This is a genomic window from Streptomyces sp. TRM68367, from assembly GCF_014495685.1.
Classification (GTDB): domain Bacteria; phylum Actinomycetota; class Actinomycetes; order Streptomycetales; family Streptomycetaceae; genus Streptomyces.
On the sequence record NZ_JACTVI010000001.1, the window covers coordinates 1 to 22,359 of the forward strand.

At 69.7% G+C, this 22,359-nt stretch carries 21 protein-coding genes, 1 pseudogene and 1 riboswitch; of the genes and pseudogenes, 16 read left to right on the plus strand and 6 right to left on the minus strand.

What is annotated here, in order from left to right; genetic code table 11:
- The 5 genes and pseudogenes from H8R17_RS46135 to H8R17_RS00025 all read left to right on the plus strand — a co-directional run.
- A pseudogene (locus tag H8R17_RS46135) lies at nucleotides 1–207 on the plus strand (hypothetical protein); the annotation flags it as partial.
- Nucleotides 208–504: 297 nt separating this feature from the next.
- Nucleotides 505–1,008 (plus strand): ATP-binding protein, encoded by a 504-nt coding sequence (locus H8R17_RS00010; RefSeq protein ID WP_399476045.1) that lies wholly within the window; start codon nucleotides 505–507, stop codon nucleotides 1,006–1,008.
- 117 nt (nucleotides 1,009–1,125) lie between these two features.
- On the plus strand, nucleotides 1,126–2,304 hold the full coding sequence (locus tag H8R17_RS00015) for a YncE family protein (protein ID WP_187820990.1): 1,179 nt from the start codon (nucleotides 1,126–1,128) through the stop codon (nucleotides 2,302–2,304).
- 76 nt (nucleotides 2,305–2,380) lie between these two features.
- A complete protein-coding gene (locus H8R17_RS00020; RefSeq protein ID WP_187820991.1) occupies nucleotides 2,381–2,983 on the plus strand; it encodes an ADP-ribosyltransferase in 603 nt (200 codons plus the stop codon).
- A 142-nt stretch (nucleotides 2,984–3,125) separates the two neighbouring features.
- Nucleotides 3,126–3,338, plus strand: a complete 213-nt coding sequence (locus tag H8R17_RS00025; protein ID WP_187820992.1) for an EF-hand domain-containing protein — start codon at nucleotides 3,126–3,128, stop codon at nucleotides 3,336–3,338.
- Between the two features lie 263 nt (nucleotides 3,339–3,601).
- Here H8R17_RS00025 and H8R17_RS00030 read toward each other — a convergent pair whose 3' ends face one another.
- A complete protein-coding gene (locus H8R17_RS00030; protein WP_187820993.1) occupies nucleotides 3,602–4,159 on the minus strand; it encodes a GH25 family lysozyme in 558 nt (185 codons plus the stop codon).
- Between the two features lie 685 nt (nucleotides 4,160–4,844).
- Between H8R17_RS00030 and H8R17_RS00035 the strand changes: the two genes are divergently transcribed.
- Nucleotides 4,845–5,057 (plus strand): DUF6059 family protein, encoded by a 213-nt coding sequence (locus tag H8R17_RS00035; RefSeq protein WP_187820994.1) that lies wholly within the window; start codon nucleotides 4,845–4,847, stop codon nucleotides 5,055–5,057.
- A 62-nt stretch (nucleotides 5,058–5,119) separates the two neighbouring features.
- On the opposite strand, the gene H8R17_RS00040 is transcribed toward H8R17_RS00035, so the two are convergent.
- From H8R17_RS00040 to gcvT, 4 genes are all read right to left on the minus strand, one after another.
- Nucleotides 5,120–6,487, minus strand: coding sequence for an L-serine ammonia-lyase (locus H8R17_RS00040; protein WP_187820995.1), 1,368 nt, complete (start codon nucleotides 6,485–6,487; stop codon nucleotides 5,120–5,122).
- A 68-nt stretch (nucleotides 6,488–6,555) separates the two neighbouring features.
- Nucleotides 6,556–7,833 (minus strand): serine hydroxymethyltransferase, encoded by a 1,278-nt coding sequence (gene glyA / locus H8R17_RS00045; RefSeq protein ID WP_187820996.1) that lies wholly within the window; start codon nucleotides 7,831–7,833, stop codon nucleotides 6,556–6,558.
- A 14-nt stretch (nucleotides 7,834–7,847) separates the two neighbouring features.
- A complete protein-coding gene (gene gcvH / locus H8R17_RS00050) occupies nucleotides 7,848–8,225 on the minus strand; it encodes a glycine cleavage system protein GcvH (protein ID WP_187820997.1) in 378 nt (125 codons plus the stop codon).
- 105 nt (nucleotides 8,226–8,330) lie between these two features.
- Nucleotides 8,331–9,464, minus strand: a complete 1,134-nt coding sequence (gcvT, locus tag H8R17_RS00055) for a glycine cleavage system aminomethyltransferase GcvT (protein WP_187820998.1) — start codon at nucleotides 9,462–9,464, stop codon at nucleotides 8,331–8,333.
- Nucleotides 9,465–9,629: 165 nt separating this feature from the next.
- A riboswitch (glycine riboswitch) is annotated at nucleotides 9,630–9,729 on the minus strand.
- A gap of 179 nt (nucleotides 9,730–9,908) precedes the next feature.
- Here gcvT and H8R17_RS00060 point away from each other — a divergent pair.
- The 9 genes from H8R17_RS00060 (at nucleotide 9,909) to H8R17_RS00100 (ending at nucleotide 19,797) form a co-directional block, all read left to right on the plus strand.
- Nucleotides 9,909–10,577 carry an AAA family ATPase gene (locus H8R17_RS00060; RefSeq protein WP_187820999.1) on the plus strand — a complete coding sequence of 223 codons (669 nt, stop codon included), beginning with the start codon at nucleotides 9,909–9,911 and terminating at the stop codon, nucleotides 10,575–10,577.
- Between the two features lie 72 nt (nucleotides 10,578–10,649).
- On the plus strand, nucleotides 10,650–11,429 hold the full coding sequence (locus tag H8R17_RS00065) for an enhanced serine sensitivity protein SseB (RefSeq protein WP_187821000.1): 780 nt from the start codon (nucleotides 10,650–10,652) through the stop codon (nucleotides 11,427–11,429).
- Nucleotides 11,430–11,642: 213 nt separating this feature from the next.
- The gene (locus H8R17_RS00070) at nucleotides 11,643–12,398 is read left to right on the plus strand and encodes an enhanced serine sensitivity protein SseB C-terminal domain-containing protein (RefSeq protein WP_187821204.1); all 756 of its coding nucleotides are present in this window, start codon (nucleotides 11,643–11,645) and stop codon (nucleotides 12,396–12,398) included.
- Nucleotides 12,399–12,744: 346 nt separating this feature from the next.
- Nucleotides 12,745–13,752, plus strand: a complete 1,008-nt coding sequence (locus H8R17_RS00075) for an ABC transporter permease (RefSeq protein ID WP_187821001.1) — start codon at nucleotides 12,745–12,747, stop codon at nucleotides 13,750–13,752.
- Between the two features lie 69 nt (nucleotides 13,753–13,821).
- The gene (locus H8R17_RS00080) at nucleotides 13,822–15,612 is read left to right on the plus strand and encodes an ABC transporter substrate-binding protein (RefSeq protein ID WP_187821002.1); all 1,791 of its coding nucleotides are present in this window, start codon (nucleotides 13,822–13,824) and stop codon (nucleotides 15,610–15,612) included.
- Between the two features lie 110 nt (nucleotides 15,613–15,722).
- Nucleotides 15,723–16,721: an ABC transporter permease gene (locus H8R17_RS00085; protein WP_187821003.1), complete on the plus strand. Its 999-nt coding sequence runs from the start codon at nucleotides 15,723–15,725 to the stop codon at nucleotides 16,719–16,721.
- Nucleotides 16,718–17,815 (plus strand): ABC transporter ATP-binding protein, encoded by a 1,098-nt coding sequence (locus H8R17_RS00090; protein WP_187821004.1) that lies wholly within the window; start codon nucleotides 16,718–16,720, stop codon nucleotides 17,813–17,815. The genes H8R17_RS00085 and H8R17_RS00090 overlap by 4 nt, the downstream gene beginning before the upstream one ends.
- A 32-nt stretch (nucleotides 17,816–17,847) precedes the next feature.
- The gene (locus H8R17_RS00095) at nucleotides 17,848–19,065 is read left to right on the plus strand and encodes an ABC transporter ATP-binding protein (RefSeq protein ID WP_187821005.1); all 1,218 of its coding nucleotides are present in this window, start codon (nucleotides 17,848–17,850) and stop codon (nucleotides 19,063–19,065) included.
- Nucleotides 19,066–19,128: 63 nt separating this feature from the next.
- On the plus strand, nucleotides 19,129–19,797 hold the full coding sequence (locus tag H8R17_RS00100) for a trimeric intracellular cation channel family protein (protein ID WP_187821006.1): 669 nt from the start codon (nucleotides 19,129–19,131) through the stop codon (nucleotides 19,795–19,797).
- Here the strand turns inward: H8R17_RS00100 and H8R17_RS00105 are convergent.
- Entirely contained in the window at nucleotides 19,694–20,923 is a 1,230-nt protein-coding gene (locus tag H8R17_RS00105; RefSeq protein WP_187821007.1) for an esterase family protein, read from the minus strand. The genes H8R17_RS00100 and H8R17_RS00105 overlap by 104 nt on opposite strands.
- 124 nt (nucleotides 20,924–21,047) lie before the next feature.
- Between H8R17_RS00105 and H8R17_RS00110 the strand changes: the two genes are divergently transcribed.
- Nucleotides 21,048–21,899 carry a thioesterase family protein gene (locus H8R17_RS00110; RefSeq protein ID WP_187821008.1) on the plus strand — a complete coding sequence of 284 codons (852 nt, stop codon included), beginning with the start codon at nucleotides 21,048–21,050 and terminating at the stop codon, nucleotides 21,897–21,899.
- Nucleotides 21,900–22,359 lie beyond the last annotated feature (460 nt).

Sequence of the window (22,359 nt, forward strand, 5' to 3'; positions counted from 1 at the left end):
GCGCAGTTCGTCGGGGTACTTGCGGGGAGCAGCCATGATCGGCATCCTTCCGGGTCTTCGATGTCTCCATCAAACCCGGGGCGATTCATCGAGACCGGCCTCGCCGTCGAACGTAACTGGTTCGCCGGCCTGTTCGCCACGGAGGACCGCGAGCGCGGCATGCGCAGCTTCGTGGAGGAGGGCCCCGGGAAGGCCAAGTTCCGCTGAGTTCGGCTGAACCTCCACCGGCGAATCCCCGCCGGACGTCTTGCAATTGACGCTGTGTCTGATCCGGGTCCCCCGATGGGGCGGTTTACAGCAGCCTCAAGGCAACCATGAGGGTGTCTCGTCGAGGGAGTCCGGCGATTGTCCCCAGGTAAGCCGTCGCCGCAGGTCAGAGGGTCCGTGGCCGATCCCGAACCGCCTGTGACACATGCCGGTCGGATCTTGCGGAGTGGTGGCTTCCGGGGGGCGTATTCCCCCGGAACGCCCCCGGAGGGCGCTCTGGGCGGCCATGATGGGGGCATGACGGGGCTGGAGGGTATGGAACAGCCGCGGGGGCAGGCACATGTGACCGCGGCGCGCTGGTCGCCGATGGTCGAGGACGAACGCGCGTTGAAGGCGCTGGAGTTGTTCGGCAACCCGACCGAGGCAGAGGTGTCGCTGCCGTCCCGTCCCGAGTCCGCGGCCACCGCGCGCCGCCTGACCCAGGTGGTGGTCCTGCGCCAGTGGGGCCTGCCCCCCAAGCTCACCGAGGACGCCGTTCTACTGGTCTCCGAGCTCGTCGGCAACGCCGTACGCCACACTGGCGCCCGCATCTTCGGCCTGCGCATGCGCCGCCGCCGCGGCTGGATCCGCGTCGAGGTCCGCGACCCCTCCCGCGGCCTGCCCTGTCTGATGCCGGTGCAGGAGATGGACCTCAGCGGGCGCGGCCTGTTCCTGGTCGACCGGCTCTCCGACCGCTGGGGCGTCGACCTGCTCCCGCGCGGCAAGACGACCTGGTTCGAGATGCGCGTGGCGGAGCGCTGACAACCGTACGTCTTCGGCCTGGGCCAGCCGCCGAACGGCCCAATCACCCGAATTCTCCCGTAACTCCCTTTAGATGGTGCAGGTGACCCCTCTGACCACCACGGAGCCGCTCAGCCCATGCACCGGACCATCCTCAGCCGCGCCCTGATCGCCGGCGCCGCGCTCGTCGCCCTCGCCGCCTGCGGCACGGAGACCAAGGACCAGACGAACCAGGCGCGCGGCACCAAGGCCGCCATCCCCGCCCCACCGGAGAAGAAGCAGGTCCGGGGCCTCCCGGGCATGCCCCCGGTCCTCGACCCGGAGGACGTCTACGCCGCCGACCGCCCCAACCGGCTGTCCCCGGTCGTCAAGGACTTCCCCTCCCGGGTCTACGTCCCCAACACCGAGTCCGACACCGTCTCGGTCATCGACCCGAAGACGTACGAGATCACCGACACCATCCGGGTCGGCCGACAGCCCCAGCACGTCGTCCCGTCCTGGGACCTGAAGACCCTGTGGGTCAACAACAACCGCGGCCACACCCTCACCCCCATCGACCCGAAGACCGGCAAGGCGGGCGAGCCGGTCGAGGTGCACGACCCGTACAACCTCTACTTCACGCCCAACGGCAGGTACGCGGTCGTCATGGCCTCCCTCGACCGCGAACTGGTCTTCCGCGATCCGCACACCATGAAGCGGAAGAAGACCGTCCCGGTCAGCTGCTACGGCGTCAACCACGCCGACTTCTCCCTCGACGGCCGCTACTTCATCGTCTCCTGCGAGTTCAGCGGCGAACTGCTCAAGGTCGACACCGAGAAGATGAAGGTCGTCGGGCAGCAGAAGCTCCCCTTCGACGGCGCCATGCCGCAGGACGTCAAGGTCTCGCCCGACGGAAAGAAGTTCTACGTCGCCGACATGATGGCCCACGGCATGTGGGTCCTGGACGGCGACAAGTTCGACGAGCCCGAGCTGCTCCCCACCGGCAAGGGCTGCCACGGCCTGTACGTCAGCCGCGACTCCCGCGAGATGTACGTCTCCAACCGCGGCGAGGGCAGCATCTCCGTCTTCGACTTCACCCAGAACAAGCTCACCAAGAAGTGGCAGCTGCCCGACGGCGGCAGCCCCGACATGGGCGGCGTCTCCGCCGACGGCAAGGTCCTGTGGCTGTCCGGCCGCTACGACGCCGAGGTGTACGCCATCGACACCCGCACCGGCACCCAGCTCGCCCGCATCCCCGTCGGCAGCGGCCCGCACGGCCTCGCCGTCTATCCGCAGCCGGGCCGCTACTCGCTTGGCCACACCGGCATCTTCCGGTGACCCCGGGTCAGTTGACACGCCGCCGGACAGGTGACGGTCCACGGTCCGCCGCCGCAGAACCGAGACAGTGCATCCCATGATCACAACTCGCCTGCGGCGGCGCGCCGCTGCCGCCGCCCTCTCCCTCGCCGCCGTCCTCACCACCACGGCCGCCGTACCCTCCGAGGCCCCCGCGACGGCCACGCTCGCCGCCGCCCCCGCCTGTCCCCAGTTCGCCGACAAGGCCAAGGCCGCCGCCGACCGCCGCGTGGACATCGGCCGCATCACCCCCGACCCGGTCTGGCGGACCACCTGCGAGACCCTCTACCGCGCCGACAGCCGCGGACCGTCGACCATCTTCCAGGAGGGCTTCCGGCCCAGGGACGTCGTGGGCGGCCAGTACGACCTGGAGCAGTACGTTCTCGCCAACCACCCCTCCCCGTACGTGTCCACGACGTACGACCACGACCTGTACAAGAACTGGGGCGCCGACTGGAACTACTACATCGACGCCCCGGTCGGCATCGACGTCAACAAGACCATCGGCAACAACCACCAGTACGCCGGAGAGCGCGAGGTCGCCTTCCCCGGCGGTGTGGCGCGGCAGTACATCATCGGGGTCTGCCGGGTCGACGAGCGGACCAAGGCCGAGATCATGAGCGAGTGCGAGAGCAACCCCTACTACAAGCCGTGGCACTGAGAGTGGGCGCTCCGCCGGCTCCTTAGGCTGGTCCACGCGCCGTCAGCTGGTTCGCTCGGGTGGCCGCCGCGCCGTGTGCTGAGGTGGGCGGTTAATCTGACCTGCGTCAACCTGGCACGACGTAGTACGAAGGGGCGGATCGGTGGCGGACATCGAGGAAGCACGCAAGCAGTTCGACCGGATCGACGCGGACGGAGACGGGCTCATCACCGCCGCCGAGTTCAAGACCGCCCTGGCGCAGGGCGGCGACTGGAACGTCACGGAGTCGGTCGCCGAGGCCGTCATCAAGTCGCGGGACTCCAACGGCGACAAGATGATGTCGTTCGACGAGTTCTGGTCGTATCTGAACAAGTGAGCCGAGCGAGGGGCGCCCGCGGGTCAGGCGGGCGCCCCTCGTCCGTACGCCCGGCATGGGCGATCGCTTGGGCGGTCGAGGTGCACGCGGCCCCCGACCGCCCCCGGCCGCACCCACCTGCGCGCCGAAACCCGAGCGGCCTTCCCGGGCCGCCCGGGCACCGTCTACCGCGCCCTTGTCATCAGCACAGGCTTCCACGCAGCGGGAATGCGCCGCCTGCTGGCGGCAGCCGCACGTGCCGCAGGGTGAGGTGAGCCCGTGCGTCAGTCGCCCGCGGCCCACTTGCGCAGGGCCGCCTTGCTGTCGAAGTCGGCGACGTTCTTGTCCAGCGGGTTGTCGGTGTACTGGTGGAAGCGCCATCTCGCAGTGATGCGGGGCTTGCCCGCGGTGACATAGTCGGCGATCCACAAGCCGTCGCCCGCGTAGGAGGTCGTATCGACGGTCAACCAGTAGTGCCGGTTCGCATACAGGATGACCCGGTTGTTCGGCCGCAGATCGGTCAGTTTCCGGATGAACAGGTCCTTCTCGGCGTTGCTCGCATGCGTGCCCTCGCTCGTCGTCTCCCAGTCGACGGCGAGGATGTCGCCGGCCTTCTCCGGGGCCTTGGTGACGAAGTAGTTGGCCTGGGCGGCGAGGTTGCCGGGCCAGAGGAAGTGGTAGAAGCCGACGACCAGGCCGGCGTCGCGGGCGCGCTTCGTCTGGGCGGCGAGTTTGGGGTTGACGTACGAACGGCCCTCCGTGGCCTTGATGAAGACAAAGGACAGACCCGCGGTGCTGTAGGAGGAGGACTGGTAAGCGCTGACATCGATGCCGCGGAGCATGTGGGGACTCCCGGAGGTGTGAGTCGGGGGAACGGGGGTTGGTTATACCCGGCTCAATCTTGGTAACGCGTGGGCCTGTTCGGGAGGTTCAATCACCGATGATGCGGGCGGGGTGTTTCGGCCTCGGCCACCTCGTCACAGGCACTCGGCGGTGCGCGCCCCGACCACGGGGCCGCGTGCTCCCGGTTCTCGCCCGAGTGGCGCCAAGTAGCCGATTCGGAAGAGGAGTTCAGCGTACTGGACCCCGCCTCGGGACCGGCCGCCTCCCCCTGACCTGCCGGACATGAAGATCTCGTTGATCAAGGGGAACCTTTCCCTTGGAAGTCTTGGACGTGTCGAGCGGCTTGGGGCTGGGTCTGTGCGAGGTGCGGTGCGTGGTGCCCCATGGCCGGAATTCTGTGGTCCGGCGGTGCTACAGACAGTGGTGGCATCACCCGTGGGGGTGAGTTCTCACGCCCGGACGGGGTGTGCAGGCCGCCGCCGAACACTTTGGCAGGCCTTGTCCGGCGGCCCGACTCCGGATCAGCGATTGCCGAATTCCATCCTGTGGAGAGTGAATTTCCGGAGCCGAACGAACGAGACGCCGAAGCTACGGCTCCGGTAAGGCCCAAACCCCCGTTCAGTGGCACCCGGAACCATCGAGTCCCCCGCCGCACGCGGCCGAGCGCACCGAGAGGAGCCCCCGATGACGCGTCTCCTGGCGCTCTGGGTCACCCGCTTTTTGGGCGAGGCCTACCGTTCACTGGTCGCCTACGGCCAGATGTGGCTCTACCTCCCCGGCGAACGTCCCGGCCCGACGCCCCCGCACCTCCTGGAACGTGTCCGCCCGGACCTCCCCCTGACCCCCGCCGAGGAGGCCCTGGACCGGCAGCTGCGGGACCCGGACAGCCTGAGCTGACGCGCCCGCGCTCACCCGGGCTCCCTGGGACGTCCCGGGGACTGCCGGGTCTTACGCCCCGCTCAGCATTCGATGATGTTGACCGCGAGTCCGCCGCGAGCGGTCTCCTTGTACTTGACGGACATGTCGGCGCCGGTGTCCTTCATGGTCTTGATCGCCTTGTCCAGGGACACCTTGTGGGAGCCGTCGCCGCGCATGGCCATGCGGGCGGCGGTGACGGCCTTGACGGCGGCCATGCCGTTGCGTTCGATGCAGGGGATCTGGACCAGGCCGCCGACCGGGTCGCAGGTCAGGCCGAGGTTGTGTTCCATGCCGATCTCGGCGGCGTTCTCGACCTGTTCGGGGGTGCCGCCGAGGACTTCGGCCAGGGCGCCGGCGGCCATGGAGCAGGCGGAGCCGACCTCGCCCTGGCAGCCGACCTCGGCGCCGGAGATGGAGGCGTTCTCCTTGAAGAGCATGCCGATGGCGCCGGCGGCGAGCAGGAAGCGGACGACTCCGTCCTCGTCGGCGCCGGGGACGAAGTCGAGGTAGTAGTGCAGGACCGCCGGGATGATGCCCGCGGCCCCGTTCGTGGGGGCGGTCACCACGCGGCCGCCGGCGGCGTTCTCCTCGTTCACCGCCATGGCGTACAGGGTGATCCACTCCATGGCGAGTGCCTGCGGGTCGCCCTCGGCGCGTAGTTGACGGGCGGTCATGGCGGCGCGGCGGCGTACTTTCAGGCCGCCGGGCAGGATGCCCTCGCGGGTCATGCCGCGGCTGACGCACTCGCGCATCACGTGCCAGATCTCCAGCAGGCCGGCGCGGATCTCGTCCTCGGTGCGCCAGGCCCGTTCGTTCTCCAGCATCAGGGAGGAGATCGACAGGCCGGTCTCTTCCGCGCGGCGCAGCAGTTCGTCGCCGGTGCGGAAGGGGTACTTCAGGACGGTGTCGTCCAGCTTGACGCGGTCGGCGCCGACCGCGTCCTCGTCGACGACGAAGCCGCCGCCCACCGAGTAGTACGTCTTCGACAGTAGTTCGGTCCCTGTGGCGTCGTAGGCCCACAGGGTCATGCCGTTGGCGTGGTAGGGGAGGGTTTTGCGGCGGTGCAGTTTCAGGTCCGCGTCGAAGTCGAACGCGATCTCCTGCTCGCCGAGGAGCCTCAGACGGCGCTCCGCCCTGATCGCCGCCACGCGCTCGTCCGCCGTCTCCACCTCCACCGTGCGCGGCGAGTCGCCCTCCAGGCCGAGCAGCACCGCCTTGGGCGTGCCGTGGCCGTGGCCGGTCGCGCCGAGGGAGCCGTACAGCTCGGCCCGCACCGATGCGACGGAGTCGAGCACGCCCTCGCCCCGCAGCCGGCGGGCGAACAAGCGCGCCGCCCGCATCGGGCCCACCGTGTGGGAGCTGGACGGGCCGATGCCGATCGAGAACAGGTCGAAGACCGAGATGGCCACGGGGACTCCTCACTACAGGGTCGGCGGGGGCACCCGACGTCACGCGGACCGGGTGCCCCGCCTGGGACTTAACTGTTCAGGCCGGGGTACAGCGGGTGCTTGTCCGCCAGGGCCTCGACCCGTGCCCTGAGCGCCTCCGCGTCGGCCTCCCCGAAGGGAGAAGGCGCCTTCAGCGCCTCGGCGACGACGTCCGCGACCTCGGCGAAGTCCTCGGCCGTGAAGCCGCGGGTGGCCAGCGCGGGCGTGCCGATGCGCAGGCCCGAGGTGACCATCGGCGGGCGCGGGTCGTTCGGGACCGCGTTGCGGTTGACCGTGATGCCGACCTCGTGGAGACGGTCCTCGGCCTGCTGCCCGTCCAGCTCGGAGTTCCGCAGGTCGACCAGGACCAGGTGCACGTCCGTACCGCCGGACAGGACGTCGACGCCGACGGCCCTGACGTCGTCCTGCACCAGACGCTCGGCCAGGATCCGCGCGCCCTGAAGCGTACGGCGCTGCCGCTCCTTGAAGTCCTCCGAAGCCGCCACCTTGAACGCGACCGCCTTCGCCGCGATCACATGCTCCAGCGGGCCGCCCTGCTGGCCGGGGAAGACCGCGGAGTTGATCTTCTTGGCCAGCTCGGCCGTGGACAGGATCACACCGCCCCGGGGACCGCCCAGCGTCTTGTGGGTCGTGGTCGTCACCACGTGCGCGTGCGGGACCGGGTTCGGGTGCAGCCCGGCGGCCACCAGACCCGCGAAGTGCGCCATGTCGACCATCAGGTACGCGCCGACCTCGTCGGCGATCCGGCGGAACGCGGCGAAGTCCAGCTGCCGCGGGTACGCCGACCAGCCCGCGACGATCAGCTTCGGCCCGGCCTCCTTCGCCAGCCGCTCCACGTCGGCCATGTCGACGACACCCGAGTCGTCCACGTGGTACGCGACCACGTCGTACAGCTTGCCGGAGAAGTTGATCTTCATGCCGTGGGTCAGGTGCCCGCCGTGCGCGAGGTTCAGACCCATGATCGTGTCGCCGGGCTTGAGCAGCGCGAACATCGCGGCCGCGTTGGCCTGCGCGCCCGAGTGCGGCTGCACGTTGGCGTGTTCGGCGCCGAAGAGCTCCTTGATGCGGTCGATCGCGATCTGCTCGACCACGTCGACGTGCTCGCAGCCGCCGTAGTAGCGGCGGCCCGGGTAGCCCTCGGCGTACTTGTTGGTCAGGACCGAGCCCTGCGCCTCCATGACCGCGACCGGCGCGAAGTTCTCCGAGGCGATCATTTCCAGCGTGGACTGCTGGCGGTGCAGCTCGGCGTCGACCGCGGCGGCCACGTCCGGGTCGAGCTCGTGCAGGGGCGTGTTCAGGACAGACATACGGCTACGACTCCTCAGCCGGCGATGTGGGCGTCGTACTCGTCGGCGGAGAGCAGGTCGGCCGGCTCGTCCGTGACGCGTACCTTGAACAGCCAGCCGCCCTCGAAGGGGGCCGAGTTCACCAGCGACGGGTCGTTCACCACGTCCTCGTTGACCTCGGTGACCTCACCCGAGACGGGGGAGTACAGGTCGCTGACCGACTTGGTCGACTCCAGCTCGCCGCAGGTCTCGCCCGCGGTCACGGTGGCACCGATCTCCGGGAGCTGGACGAAGACGACATCGCCGAGCGCGCCTGCCGCGTGCTCCGTGATGCCGACCGTCGAGACGCCGTCCTCGGCGGCCGACAGCCACTCGTGCTCCTTGCTGTAGCGCAGCTGCTGGGGGTTGCTCATGGCCTGGATTCTCCTGTACGCGGGTGAGTGCTGGTGAATGGAGGACTACTGGAAACGTGAGTGAGCAGCGGAAAAGTGCGCGACCTCACGCCGGACGCCCAGTGTCTACTTCTGGCGCTTGTAGAACGGCAGCGCCACGACCTCGTACGGCTCATGGCTGCCCCGGATGTCCACGCCCACCCCGGGCGTGCCCGGCGCCGCGTGCGCCGCGTCGACGTACGCCATGGCGATCGGCTTGCCGAGCGTGGGTGCGGGCGCACCGGAGGTGACCTCGCCGATCACCTCGCCGCCGGCGACGACCGCGTACCCGGCGCGCGGGATCCGGCGGCCCTCGGCGACCAGTCCGACGAGAACGCGCGGAGGCTGCGAGGCGGCGCGCTCAGCGGCCTCCCGCAGAGCGGCGCGCCCCACGAAGTCGCCCTCCTTGTCGAACTTCACCACCCGGCCGAGCCCGGCGTCGAAGGGCGTCAGGGAGGTCGACAGCTCGTGCCCGTACAGCGGCATGCCCGCCTCCAGGCGCAGCGTGTCCCGGCAGGACAGCCCGCAGGCAACGAGGCCCGCCCCGTAGCCCGCCTCGGTCAGCGCCTGCCACAGCTCCACGGCGTGCTCCGGCTGCACGAACAGCTCGAAGCCGTCCTCGCCGGTGTAGCCGGTGCGGGCGACCAGCGCCGGGACACCCGCGACCGTGCCGGGCAGACCGGCGTAGTACTTCAGCCCGTCGAGGTCGGCGTCCGTCAGCGAGGCGAGGATCCCGGGCGACTCGGGGCCCTGTACGGCGAGCAGCGCGTAGGCGTCCCGGTCGTCGCGCACCTCGGCGTCGAAGCCGGCGGAGCGCTCGGTCAGCGCGTCCAGCACGACCTGGGCGTTGGAGGCGTTGGCCACGATCAGGTATTCAGAAGACGCGGCCTCGGTCTCGGCGAGCCGGTAGACGATCAGGTCGTCGAGGATGCCGCCGTCGGCCCGGCAGATCATGGTGTAGCGGGCGCGGCCCACCTTGACGCCGCCGATGTCGCCGACCAGCGCGTAGTCCAGCAGCGCGGCGGCCTGCGGGCCGGTGACGGTGATCTCGCCCATGTGGGAGAGGTCGAAGAGTCCGGCCCTCGTGCGCACGGCGTTGTGCTCGTCGCGTTCGGAACCGTAGCGCAGGGGCATGTCCCAGCCGGCGAAGTCGGTCATCGTGGCGCCGAGCGAGCGGTGCACGGCGTCGAGCGCGGTACGGCGGAGTTCGGTACTGCTCATGGGTTCGGTCTCCCAGGGCATGACGGCGAGGACATCTCGTGAAGTCCTCCCATCTGTCATCGGAACCTGAGAGGTTCGCCCTGACCGTCATGGGTAACAGGTCATGGCTTGCACCTTGGGTGGGACCGCCCGTCGATCAAGGGGCAGCCCGCTTTTCAGATGTGCCTCGCCCGCGCGGTAACGGGGCCTGAGAGATTCAAGGGAGGGACTTGCTCCTTCGGCGCCCCAGCGGCACGGCTGCTGGGAACTCTCCCGCGCGGATTCAAACGGCCAGTATGCAGTTGGCGCGCACATCATTGCACGCCTCCCCCTGCGCGGCAGGCCCGGATCTGTGACCGGCTTGTGGCGGGAAGCGGACGCAAACGAGAGACGTCCCGCATTACCTTCTCTTTACACTCGACGGGGATGGGACTCCACACCTGGCCCCAGGGGAGGACGATCACGGTGAACAGGACCACGGCCTACGCCACGACCTCGGGCGTCGCGCTGCCCAAGCAGCCCGCTGGCCCGGCCCGGGAGGCCTGCGGCCCGCTGCCGGCACCGGTCGTCCGCGATCTGCGCGACCGCGCCGGCCACAGCCCGCGCGCGCTGCTCTTCGGCCCCCGGGACCTGGTCGTGGTCACCGGCCTGCCCGGCAGCGGCAAGTCCACGCTGATGCGGCGGGCGGTCAAGGGCGCGCGCATCGACTCCCAGGACGCCCGGGACCGTTGGGACGCCCGCGTACCCCGCTTCCTCCCGTACGCCGTCTACCGCCCGTTGGTCCGCCTCGCCCACTACGCCGGGCTGCGCCGCGCCCTGCGCTCGGGCGAGGGCGTCGCCGTGCACGACTGCGGCACGCAGGCCTGGGTGCGCCGCTGGCTGGCCCGCGACGCCCGCCGCCGGGGCGGCACCCTGCACCTGGTGCTGCTCGACGTCGGCGCCGAAAAGGCCCTGGCCGGCCAGCGCGAGCGCGGCCGCGGTGTCTCGCGGTACGCGTTCCTGCGGCACCGCACGGCCACCACCCGCCTGCTGCGCTCCGTGGAGCGGGGCGACCTGCCGGCCGGCTGCGGCTCGGCCGTGCTCCTCGACCGGGACGCCGCGAACACCCTGCGGAGGATCGGTTTCACCGGGTGAGGGGACTCGGCCGCCCGGGACAGCCGCTAGCCTTTCAACCACAGCATGTGGTTCCAGGCAGGCGGTAGGCAGATGGATTTCCCGGCGGACTTCCCGGCACAGGCGCACCCCCACCCGCACGGCGGTTGGCCCGGCAACGAACTGGAGGAGGTGCTCTCCGCCTCCCTCGGCATCCCGTCGGCCGCCGGCCGGATCGTCGAGGTGCTGGGCCGGAGCTTCGTCTGGGTGCCACTGCCGAACGGCGGCGGCCGGCACAGCGTTCCGCTCGACCTGCCCACGCTGGAGCTGGACGGCCAGGCCTATGTGCCGGTGTTCAGCTCCGAGGAGCAGTTCCACCAGGTCGCCGGCTCGCACATGTCGTACGCCATCGCCCCTGCCGTGGAGTTCGCCCGCGGCCTGCCCCCGCAGGTGGGCATCGCCGTGAACCCGGAGGGCGTGGTCGGCATCCCGCTCCCGCCGCCCGCGGTCGCCGAGCTGTGCCGGGCCGGACGCACCCCGCTGGACGGGCCCGCGAGCGGCGGCCGGGTCCGCCTGTTGGAGCCGGACTGGCAGGACGACCCGGTCGACTTCCTCGCCGCGGCCGCGGCCGAGTTCACGGCCACCGGCGTCGTCCTGACCGCCCGCCGCTGCCTGGCCGCCATCGAGACCGCCGCCCCGGTGATGTTCATCGGCGTCGAACTCTCCCAGTGGGAGGGCGACCTGCGCGCTCTCCCACTGGAGGCCCTGGGCAAGGCCCTCGGCAAGGTCCCGGTCCAATGGCCCGTCAACCTCGTCCTCCTGGACGTGGCCCAGGACCCGGTGGGTGACTGGATGCGCGAGAGGATACGGCCCTTCTACACACAGGGTCAGTAGTCCAACCCAAAAGGGGCGCGGGGCAGAATCGACATGCGGCTCCGCCGCGTGGGCGCGAACAACCACACACAACCCGCACCCGCGAAACCAGAGCACCCCCCGAACTCGTGGGCGCCATTAAGCTAGGCGCACGGCTCGGTCGAGGTCCGCCAAAAGAAGGGGCGACAAAAGGTGAGCGCTAGCGCCGCGGCCGCGGCCGGGCAGGTCGAACACATGCTTCGCCAGGTCACGCCCGGACGTTACGACGCCTACGAGGCACTCCTCCGCGCGCTCGCGACCCCGAATTCCGGCCAGATCTGGATGCTCCTGTGGCACGGTCAGGCCGGCTCCCCCGACGCCCAGTACGGCAACATGGAGGTCGACGGCTACGGCTACGCCCCGTGCGTCACCTCGGCCCAGGAGCTTTCGGCCAGCGGCTGGAACCGCTCTTACGAAGTCGTCGACGGAGTCGACGTGGCCCGCGCGCTCTACCCCGACCACTACGGCCTCTGGCTCAACCCGCACGCCCCGGGTGGCGGCCTCGGCATCCCCTGGCTCGACCTGCGCCGCATCGCCACCGGCCTGGACCGGCAGCCCGCCGGCCCGCTGCGCCTGTCCGAGCCGGCGATCGAGATCCCGCAGTTCTACGCCCTGCTCGCGCAGAACGCCCACCGCACCCCGGCCGTCCGCTCCTTGCGCCGCGCCTGGGTGCAGCCCGCGCTCGGCGCGCCGTACCTCGCCATCGGGCTCGACGTGTACGACGCCGGCCCCACCTCCGTGGACTCCGTGCGCGCGATGATGCAGCAGTCCCTCGGCGCCGTCCCGGACGGGCTGCCCGTGTCGACCGTCGCGCTCTCCGACGAACACGACCCGGTCGCCATGTGGCTGCGTGCCAACGCCCGCCCCTTCTACGACCGCGAGGCCCACGCGGCCCCCGCCCAGGCCCCCGCGACGGGCTACGGCTACCCGCCCGCCCAGGGCCGGTACTGACCGTCCGGTAACAGCACGAGCGACTGACCGGTAACACCACGCCGCCCGTGGACGATGCACACACCGTGCACACGTCTTCGCGCGTAGAGGCAGAGGAAACGTCCCGTCGTGTCACACATGCCCCAACGTGTCCCTGTCCGGCCCCCGTTACCCACTGTCCGGATAACGGATCCCGTCAGACAGCATCACGTTTACGCATCCTTTCATCGCCAAGTCTGGCAACGGATCGGCGAAGCGTTGAAGACTCCCGCACCAGGGGTGTTCACCCCTGTGCACAACAGACTGATCACGCCGCTACAGCGGCAAGTGCGGGCCGGCCACCGCCGGTGAGAGGGGTCCCTGTCAGATGACGGCACCATTGCACGAGCCGACCGCGGAGGCGGCACCCAGTGCGGCCGAGGAAGCGGCGGCAGTAGGCGCCGGTGCGAAGGCCGTGCAGGGCCGATCCCTGGGACGGATCGCGTGGGAGCGCCTGAAACGGGACAGACTCGCCCTGGCGGGCGGCGCCGTCGTGCTCTTCCTGATCGTGGTCGCCGTGCTCGCTCCCCTGATCACCAACCTGGTCGGGCAGGATCCCAACACTTACCACGAGGACCTGATCGACCCTCTGTTCGGCACCCCCACGGGCTCGTTCGGCGGGATCAGCGGCGAGCACCTGCTGGGCGTCGAGCCGGTCAACGGCCGCGACATCTTCGCCCGCATCGTCTACGGCGCCCGGATCTCGCTTCTGGTCGGCTTCCTGTCCGCGATGGTCGCCGTCGCGATCGGCACCGTCCTCGGAGTCCTGGCCGGTTTCTTCGGCGGCTGGGTCGACGCCGCCATCAGCCGCGTCATGGACGGCCTGCTGGCCTTCCCGCAGCTGCTGTTCATCATCGCGCTCGTCTCGGTCATGCCGGACAACATGCTGGGACTGAGCGGTACGGGCGTACGCCTGTTCATGATGATCACCGTCATCGGCTTCTTCGGCTGGCCCTACATCGGGCGCGTGGTGCGCGGCCAGACGCTCTCGCTGCGCGAGCGCGAGTACGTCGAGGCGGCCAGGTCGCTCGGCGCCGGGCGGTTCTACATCCTCTTCAAGGAACTGCTGCCCAACCTCGTCGCGCCCATCATCGTCTACACGACGATGATGATCCCCACCAACATCCTCACCGAAGCGGCACTCAGCTTCCTGGGTGTGGGCGTCAAGCCGCCCACGGCCTCCTGGGGCCAGATGCTTTCGAGCGCGATCGACTACTACGAATCGGATCCCACGTACATGGTGATCCCGGGCGTGGCGATCTTCATCACCGTTCTTGCCTTCAACCTCTTCGGCGACGGCGTGCGCGACGCGCTGGACCCGAAGGGAACCCGCTGACCTGCCGTACCCCAAGCGACCCGTGGCACACCGCACGGTGTCTCTCATCAATTCGGAGGATCCGAGATCGTGACTACCCAACGCACCTCAGGGCGGCGCAAACAGGCCATGGCCGCTGCCGCAGTGGTCACCGCGCTGCTGGCCACGGCGGCGTGCGGCGGCGGCAACGACAGCGACGGCGACGGTGGCGGCGCGGCCGGCTACGACGCCGCGAACAACAAGGTCGCCCAGGCCGACCAGGTCAAGAAGGGCGGCGAGCTGAAGTTCGCGGCCACGCAGGACGCCGACTCGTGGGACACCACGCGTGGCTACTACGGCATGATGTGGAACTTCGCGCGCTACTACAGCCGTCAGCTCGTCACGAACAAGGCCGAGCCCGGCAGCAAGGGCGCCGAGCTGACCCCGGACCTCGCCACCGGGCTCGCCAAGATCTCCGACGACGGCAAGACCTACACATACACCCTGCGTGACGGCATCACCTGGGAGGACGGCAAGCCGATCACCTCCAAGGACGTCAAGTACGGCATCGAGCGCGTCTGGGCGCAGGACGTGCTGTCCGGCGGCCCGGTCTACCTGAAGGACGTGCTCGACCCGAAGGGCGAGTACCCGGGCCCGTACAAGGACCCGTCCCCGGACAAGCTGGGTCTGAAGGCCATCGAGACCCCGGACGACAAGACCATCGTCTTCAAGCTGCCCGAGGCCAACTCGGACTTCGAGGAGATGCTGGCCCTGATCTCCGCCTCCCCGGTCCGCCAGGACAAGGACACCAAGTCCAAGTACGCCCTGCACCCCTTCTCCTCCGGCCCGTACAAGTTCCAGTCGTACAACCCGGGCAAGGACCTGGTCCTGGTCCGCAACACCAACTGGAAGCAGTCCTCGGACCCGATCCGCAAGGCGTACCCGGACAAGATCTCGATCAAGTTCTTCACCAACGCCAACGACATGGACGCGCGCCTCATCGCGGGCGACTACGACCTGGACCTGAACCAGACCGGCATGTCCTCGCAGGGCCGCACCACTGCCCTGAAGGAGCACAAGGCCAACCTGGACAACCCGGTCTCCGGCTACATCCGTTACGCGGTCTTCCCGCAGACGGTGAAGCCGTTCGACAACATCCACTGCCGCAAGGCCGTCATCTACGGCGCCGACCACGTGTCGCTGCAGAACGCGCGCGGCGGTCCCATCGCCGGCGGTGACATCGGTACCAACATGCTGCCGCCGTCCGTGCCGGGCTCCGAGGGCCAGAAGTACGACCCGTACCAGCTCGCCACCGCCAACAAGAACGGCAACGTCGCCAAGGCCAAGGAAGAGCTGAAGGCCTGCGGCAAGCCGGGCGGCTTCAAGACCCGCATCGCGGTCCGCAACAACAAGCCGGTCGAGGTGGCCACCGCCGAGTCCATGCAGGCCTCGCTGAAGAAGGTCGGCATCCAGGCCGAGATCGACCAGTACGACGGCTCGCAGACCACCGGCATCATCGGCAGCCCCTCGAACGTGCAGAAGAAGGGCTACGGCATCATCATCATGGGCTGGGGCCCGGACTTCCCGACCGTCCAGGGCTACGGTCTGCCGCTGTGGGACAGCAGCTACATCCTGCAGAGCGGCAACAACAACTTCGCCATGATCAAGGACAAGACGATCGACGGCCTGTTCGACCAGTACGTCAAGACGCTGGACGACGCGGGCAAGGCCAAGATCGCCACCGAGATCAACCACAAGGTGATGGAGGGCGGCTACTACCTGCCCTTCGTCTTCGAGAAGTTCATCAACTGGCGCTCGGACCGACTGGCCAACGTCTACACGACGGACGCGTACAGCGGCATGTACGACTTCGTCAACCTCGGTCTGAAGTCCGGGAAGTGAACCCGGCACACCCGCCGTACGGCACGAAAGGCAGGTGAAGGCCGGCGCGGCGTGAGCGCGGGCCATCGGACAACATCCGGTGGCCCGCGGTCCGCGGCGGGCCGAGACTTGTGCTCGCTTACCTCATCAGGCGGCTGCTCGCCGCCGCAGTGATGCTCGTGGTCGTCGTCATCGTCGTCTTCGGCATCTTCTTCCTCGTCCCCAAGTGGGCGGGCGTCGACATCGCCGGAGCCTTCGTGGGCAAGCAGGCCGGCCCCGACGCCGTGGAGGCCGTGCGGCAGAAGCTGAGCCTCGGCGACCCGATCTACGTCCAGGCCTGGGAGTTCTTCAAGGGCATCTTCGTGGGCCGCACCTACGCGGCCGGCGGTGATGTCACCAACTGCGCCGCGCCGTGCTTCGGTTACTCCTTCCGCAGCGAACAGGCCATCTGGCCGGTGCTGACCGACCGCTTCCCGGTGACCCTGGGGCTCGCGCTCGGCGCCGCCGTGCTGTGGCTGATCTTCGGCCTGGCGGCGGGTGTGCTCTCCGCGCTCAAGCGGGGCAGCCTGTGGGACCGCAGCGCGATGGTCGTCGCCCTGTCCGGCGTCTCCCTGCCCATCTACTTCACCGGCCTGCTGAGCCTGGCGGTCTTCTCCTACGGCCTCGGCTGGATCGACGGGGAGTACGTGCCCCTGGAGGAGAGTTTCACCGGCTGGCTCGGCGGCATGATCCTGCCGTGGATCACGCTGGCGTTCCTGTACGCCGCGATGTACGCCCGGATCACCCGCGCCACCATGCTGGAGATCCTCGGCGAGGACTACATCCGCACCGCCCGCGCCAAGGGCCTGCGCGAACAGGTCGTCATCCGCAAGCACGCCATGCGCTCGACGATGACGCCCATTCTGACCATGCTGGGCATGGACATCGGCGCCCTGATGGGCGGCGCGATCCTGACCGAGACCACGTTCAGCCTGCCGGGCCTCGGCCAGGCCGTACTGAACGCGATCAAGAACCAGGACCTGCCCATCATCCTGGGCGTCACCCTGATCACCTCCCTCGCGGTGCTCCTCGCCAACCTCGTGGTGGACGTCCTGTACGCCGTGATCGACCCCCGAGTGAGGCTCGCATGACCGAACTCAGCAAGACCGGAGCGGCCGTGGGAGAACCCACGGGCACCTCGCCGGCCCCGACCGCCTTCCTGGCAGTGCGCGACCTGAAGGTGCACTTCCCGACCGACGACGGCCTGGTCAAGTCCGTCGACGGACTCAGCTTCCAGCTGGAGAAGGGCAGGACCCTCGGCATCGTGGGCGAGTCGGGCTCCGGCAAGTCGGTGACCTCGCTCGGCATCATGGGGCTGCACACCGCCGGCCAGTACGGCAAGCGCAAGGCGCAGATCTCCGGCGAGATCTGGCTGGACGGCACCGAGTTGCTCACCGCCGACCCCGACCACGTGCGCAAGCTGCGCGGCCGCGAGATGGCGATGATCTTCCAGGACCCGCTGTCCGCGCTGCACCCGTACTACACGATCGGCGCGCAGATCGTGGAGGCGTACCGCATCCACCACGACGTCGACAAGAAGACCGCCCGCCGCCGGGCGGTCGAGATGCTCGACCGGGTGGGCATCCCGCAGCCGGACAAGCGGGTCGACAGCTACCCGCACGAGTTCTCCGGCGGCATGCGCCAGCGCGCCATGATCGCCATGTCGCTGGTCAACAACCCCGAACTGCTCATCGCGGACGAGCCGACCACCGCCCTCGACGTCACCGTCCAGGCGCAGATCCTCGACCTCATCCGCGACCTGCAGAAGGAGTTCGGCTCCGCGGTCATCGTCATCACTCACGACCTGGGCGTCGTCGCCGAACTGGCCGACGACATCCTTGTGATGTACGGCGGCCGCTGCGTCGAACGGGGCCCGGCCGAGACGGTGTTCTACGAGCCCCGCCACCCCTACACCTGGGGCCTGCTCGGCTCGATGCCGCGCCTCGACCGCGATCAGCAGGACCGGCTCATCCCGGTCAAGGGCTCCCCGCCCTCCCTGATCAACGTGCCGTCCGGCTGTGCCTTCAACCCGCGCTGCCCGTACGCGGACCTGCCGAAGGACAACGTCACCCGCACGGTCCGCCCCGAGCTGGCCGAGGTCGGCAGCCGGCACTGGGCCGCCTGCCATCTGACCCGGGAGCAGCGGGAGCGGATCTGGACCGAAGAGATTGCGCCGAAGCTGTGAGCGAGACGCCTGAGGACCCCAAGGACACGGCCGTGACCACTCCCGCGAAGAGCGACGGCGCCGAGCCGGGTACGGCGGGCGCGGCCACCCTCACCAAGGAGACCGCCCCCGGCGAGGTTCTGCTGAAGGTGACCGGCCTGCAGAAGCACTTCCCGATCCGCAAGGGCCTGCTCCAGCGGCAGGTCGGCGCGGTGCGCGCGGTCGACGGCATCGACTTCGAGGTGCGGTCCGGCGAGACGCTGGGCGTCGTGGGTGAGTCGGGCTGCGGCAAGTCGACCATGGGCCGGCTGATCACCCGCCTGCTGGAACCGACCGCCGGAACGGTCGAGTTCCAGGGCCGGGACATCACCCACCTCGGCGTCGGCGGCATGCGCCCGCTGCGCCGCGACGTGCAGATGATCTTCCAGGACCCGTACTCGTCGCTGAACCCGCGCCACACCATCGGCACGATCGTCGGCGCTCCCTTCCGGCTCCAGGGCGTCGAGCCCGAGGGCGGCATCAAGAAGGAAGTGCAGCGGATCCTGGAGGTCGTGGGGCTCAACCCCGAGCACTACAACCGCTATCCGCACGAGTTCTCCGGCGGCCAGCGCCAGCGCATCGGCATCGCCCGCGCGCTCGCGCTCAGCCCCCAGCTGGTCGTGGCCGACGAGCCGGTCTCCGCGCTGGACGTCTCCATCCAGGCGCAGGTGGTGAACCTGCTGGACGACCTCCAGCAGGAGCTGGGCCTGACGTACGTGATCATCGCGCACGACCTCTCGGTGGTCCGGCACGTCTCGGACCGGATCGCGGTGATGTACCTCGGCAAGATCGTCGAGCTGGCCGACCGCGACCAGCTGTACAAGGCGCCGATGCACCCGTACTCCAAGGCCCTGCTGTCCGCGGTGCCGATACCGGACCCGCGGCGCAGGTCGGCCAGGAGCGAGCGCATCCTGCTCAAGGGCGACGTGCCCTCGCCGATCTCCCCGCCGAGCGGCTGCCGCTTCCACACCCGGTGCTGGAAGGCCACGGAGATCTGCCGGACCACCGAGCCCCCGCTGGTGGAGCTGCGCCCGGCGCAGCAGGTGGCCTGCCACCACCCGGAGAACTTCGCGGACCAGCAGCCGCAGGACACCGTGCTGCTGACCGCGGCCAAGGAGGCGGCGGAGCTGGTGGCCGACGAGGTGCTGGCGGAGTCGGCGGAGACCTCGGCGGCTGTTGCGGCGGAGGCCACCAAGGACACCTCCGACACCACGGAGGGCGAGGACAAGTAAGTCCGATCGGGCCTCTGCCTTGGTTTGTAAGGCGGGGGCCCGATGTTGCGTAAGAATGTCCGGGTGCTTCAGCAACTGTTCAGCCCGTCCGTCCAGCACACGCTCGACCTGGCCGGCATCTTCGTCTTCGCCATCTCCGGCGCGCTGCTGGCCGTGCGCAAGAACTTCGACGTCTTCGGTATCGCCGTCCTCGCCGAGGTCACCGCGCTGGGCGGCGGACTGTTCCGCGACGTGATCATCGGGGCCGTGCCCCCGGCCGCTTTCACGGACCTGGGCTACTTCCTCACCCCGCTGTTCGCCGCCCTCCTGGTCTTCTTCCTGCACCCCCAGGTGGAGCGCATCCAGGCCGGCGTCAACGTCTTCGACGCGGCCGGCCTCGGCCTGTTCTGCGTGGCCGGGACGACCAAGGCGTACGAGTACGGCCTCAGCCTGACCGCCTCCGCCTGCCTGGGCCTGGCGACCGCGGTCGGCGGGGGCGTGCTGCGGGATGTGCTGGCCAACGAGGTGCCGTCGCTGCTGCGCTGGGACCGGGACCTGTACGCGGTCCCGGCGATGGTCGGCGCCACGCTGGTCGCGCTGTGCATCCGCTACGACGTGCTGAACCCGTTCACCAGCGGCCTCGCCGCGCTCACCGCCTTCGTCCTGCGCCTGCTCGCGCTGCGGTTCCACTGGCGAGCTCCGCGGGCGTGGAACCGCCGGTCGACGGTGCGCGAGGAACAGAGCCCCTCGTGAGGTGGCCGATGCCCATCTCCTCGGTCAGCCAGCGGAACGCCGGGACCACCTGCGGCCGCCACAGCGCCATGGTGTGCCCGCCCGCGCTCTTCGGGATGTACACCACGTGCACGGTCGTCGGCGCCTTCGCGATCTGCTCCAGGCCCAAGCCCGCCTCGTAGCCGTCGTGCGGCTGGCCGGAGATGTAGAGCGCGATCGGAGGTGGCGTGTGCGCCTTCCGGAGCAGCACGTACGGGTTGTTCGCGGCGCGCAGGGCCGGGCTCTGCGCGGCGAGCGAGGTGCGTTCGATGATCGGGTCGTTGTATCCGGACATGCTGATGGCGGCCCGGTAGCGATCGGGGTGGGCAACGGCGAGCTTGGTCGCGCAGTGCCCGCCCGCCGAGTACCCGGCGGCCGCCCAGCCCTGCGGGGCGCGCTCCGCGCGGAAGTTGTCCATGACCATCATCGGGACGTCGATGCTCAGCCAGGTGTCGGCGTTCACCGTGCCCGGGATGTTGGCGCAGCCGGGGTCCACGCCGGCCAGCAGATTGGTGCGCGGCGCCACCAGGATGAACGGCGCGATCTGCCCCCTGCGCATCAGCCGCTGCAACTGCTCGTGTACATGCAGTGAGCCGAACCAGGCCTTCGCCGAGCCGGGGTAGCCCGACAGCAGTTCCACCACCGGGAACCTGTGGTGGCGGTAGGCGGGCTCGTGGTACTGCGGCGGCAGCCACACGTAGACCTCGGCGTTCACACCCGACACCCGGCCCTTGAGCTGGGTGACGCGCACTCCGTCGTCGGCCCGCATGCCCGGCCCGCTGGCCGGCCTGAACGTCTGCCGGACCTTGGGCAGCTTCTTCAGCGAGATGCCGCCCGTGCCGTTGGCCCCCAGGTTCGCGGCCTGTTGCACATGGTTGCCCGTGCCGAGCAGGTCGGCCCAGTTGTCGTACAGGTTGTTCTGGTTGTTGACCAGCACGAACACGAGGGCCACGGCCGTGCCCTGGGCGAACAGCAGCATCAGCGTCCGGGCCGCGGCCCGCAGCGCCTGGGGTCCCCGGACCCGCGACCACAGGGCCAGCGGCAGCACCAGGGCGACGACGGACAGCACCATCAACGTGTAGAGGAACGGAGTCCCGGTGAGGCTCATGTCCCTACAGAGGGTGGAGAGGCACCTCGGGTTTCTGGCGAGTGCGGACACTTACCGGGAAATTGCCCGGGTCTCACTTCTCTCAAAGCTACCGCTTAGTAGTTTCCTGTTGTACCGTTCACGCATGTCCGAAGCAGCTACCCTGCCGGTTGCCATCGGCGACAGCGAGTTCGACCGTGACACGGCGGTGACGCTGCGCGAGCCCGGCGTCTATGACATCGACCTGTCCGCCGGCTGGACGATCATCAACGCCGTCAACGGCGGCTACCTGCTGGCCGTCCTAGGCCGCGCCCTGGCGGACACGCTGCCGCACCCCGACCCGTTCACGATCTCGGCGCACTACCTCACCGCGTCCCGGCCGGGCCCCGCGGTCGTCCGCACCGACGTCGCCCGCACGGGCCGGACCCTGTCCACCGGCCAGGCCTCCCTCTTCCAGTACGACGAGCAGGGCCGCGAGGTCGAGCGTATCCGCGTCCTCGCCTCGTACGGCGACCTGTCGGCGTTGCCGGACGACGTCCGTACGACGGCGAAGCCGCCCGCGATCCCGCCGCTGAACCAGTGCCTCGGCCCCGACGACGGACCGGTCTCTGTCTCCGGCAGCTCGGCCCTCGTCGACCGCCTGATGATCAAACTCGACCCCGCCACGCTGGGTTGGGCCCTCGGTCAGCCCTCCGGCAAGGGCGAGACGCGCGCCTGGTTCGGCCTCGCGGACGGCCGAGACGCCGACCCCTTCTCACTCCTGCTCGCGGTGGACGCCCTACCGCCGACCGCCTTCGACCTGGGCATCTCCGGCTGGGTACCCACGGTAGAACTCACCGCCCACATCCGCTCCCACCCAGCCCCGGGCCCCCTGCGCGTCTCCATCACCACCCGCAACCTGGCCGGCGGCTTCCTGGAGGAGGACGCGGAGGTCTGGGACAGCAGGGACCGGCTGGTCGCTCAGTCGCGGCAACTGGCGAGGGTGCGCCTGACGTGACGCAGCCGCGGGCGGCGGTGCGTAGCTGGCGGGCCGATCTGCCGTAACTGCGGGCGCGCGCATGCCGCACCCACACATGGCGACGGGCCCCATCGGCAAGCAGCCCACCGCCCGCGCAGCCGACGCGCAACCGCATCCGTAACCGCGGGCCCGCGCAGCCGTCGTAGCTGTGGGCCGCCGCATCCGCCGTAGCTGCGGGCAGTCGTGCCCCCCAGTGCCTCAAGGGGCCTGGGAGGCACCCCCAGGGCGGCACGGCTGGGCGCAGCGGCGCCCCGCCGGCGCGGGCGAGCGAAACCCACCCCCGGCCCACACCTACGCGGGGCGCCTGGCGAGCGGGGTCCGGTTGGCGTGGTCGACGTGCGGTGTCCCGTCCAGGCCGGGCTGCACGCCCATGCCCGGGCCCGCACCTACGCGGGGTGCCTGGCGAGCGGGGTCCGGTTGGCGTGGTCGACGCGCGGTG

Excerpts from the sequence above, each read along its gene's own strand:
- H8R17_RS00010 (WP_399476045.1), top strand. The coding sequence starts at position 505 with ATGACGGGGCTGGAGGGTATGGAACAGCCGCGGGGGCAGGCACATGTG.
- H8R17_RS00015 (WP_187820990.1), top strand. The coding sequence starts at position 1,126 with ATGCACCGGACCATCCTCAGCCGCGCCCTGATCGCCGGCGCCGCGCTC.
- H8R17_RS00020 (WP_187820991.1), top strand. The coding sequence starts at position 2,381 with ATGATCACAACTCGCCTGCGGCGGCGCGCCGCTGCCGCCGCCCTCTCC.
- H8R17_RS00030 (WP_187820993.1), bottom strand. The coding sequence starts at position 4,159 with ATGCTCCGCGGCATCGATGTCAGCGCTTACCAGTCCTCCTCCTACAGC.
- H8R17_RS00035 (WP_187820994.1), top strand. The coding sequence starts at position 4,845 with ATGACGCGTCTCCTGGCGCTCTGGGTCACCCGCTTTTTGGGCGAGGCC.
- glyA (WP_187820996.1), bottom strand. The coding sequence starts at position 7,833 with ATGTCTGTCCTGAACACGCCCCTGCACGAGCTCGACCCGGACGTGGCC.
- gcvH (WP_187820997.1), bottom strand. The coding sequence starts at position 8,225 with ATGAGCAACCCCCAGCAGCTGCGCTACAGCAAGGAGCACGAGTGGCTG.
- gcvT (WP_187820998.1), bottom strand. The coding sequence starts at position 9,464 with ATGAGCAGTACCGAACTCCGCCGTACCGCGCTCGACGCCGTGCACCGC.
- H8R17_RS00065 (WP_187821000.1), top strand. The coding sequence starts at position 10,650 with ATGGATTTCCCGGCGGACTTCCCGGCACAGGCGCACCCCCACCCGCAC.
- H8R17_RS00070 (WP_187821204.1), top strand. The coding sequence starts at position 11,643 with ATGCTTCGCCAGGTCACGCCCGGACGTTACGACGCCTACGAGGCACTC.
- H8R17_RS00075 (WP_187821001.1), top strand. The coding sequence starts at position 12,745 with ATGACGGCACCATTGCACGAGCCGACCGCGGAGGCGGCACCCAGTGCG.
- H8R17_RS00090 (WP_187821004.1), top strand. The coding sequence starts at position 16,718 with ATGACCGAACTCAGCAAGACCGGAGCGGCCGTGGGAGAACCCACGGGC.
- H8R17_RS00105 (WP_187821007.1), bottom strand. The coding sequence starts at position 20,923 with ATGAGCCTCACCGGGACTCCGTTCCTCTACACGTTGATGGTGCTGTCC.
- H8R17_RS00110 (WP_187821008.1), top strand. The coding sequence starts at position 21,048 with ATGTCCGAAGCAGCTACCCTGCCGGTTGCCATCGGCGACAGCGAGTTC.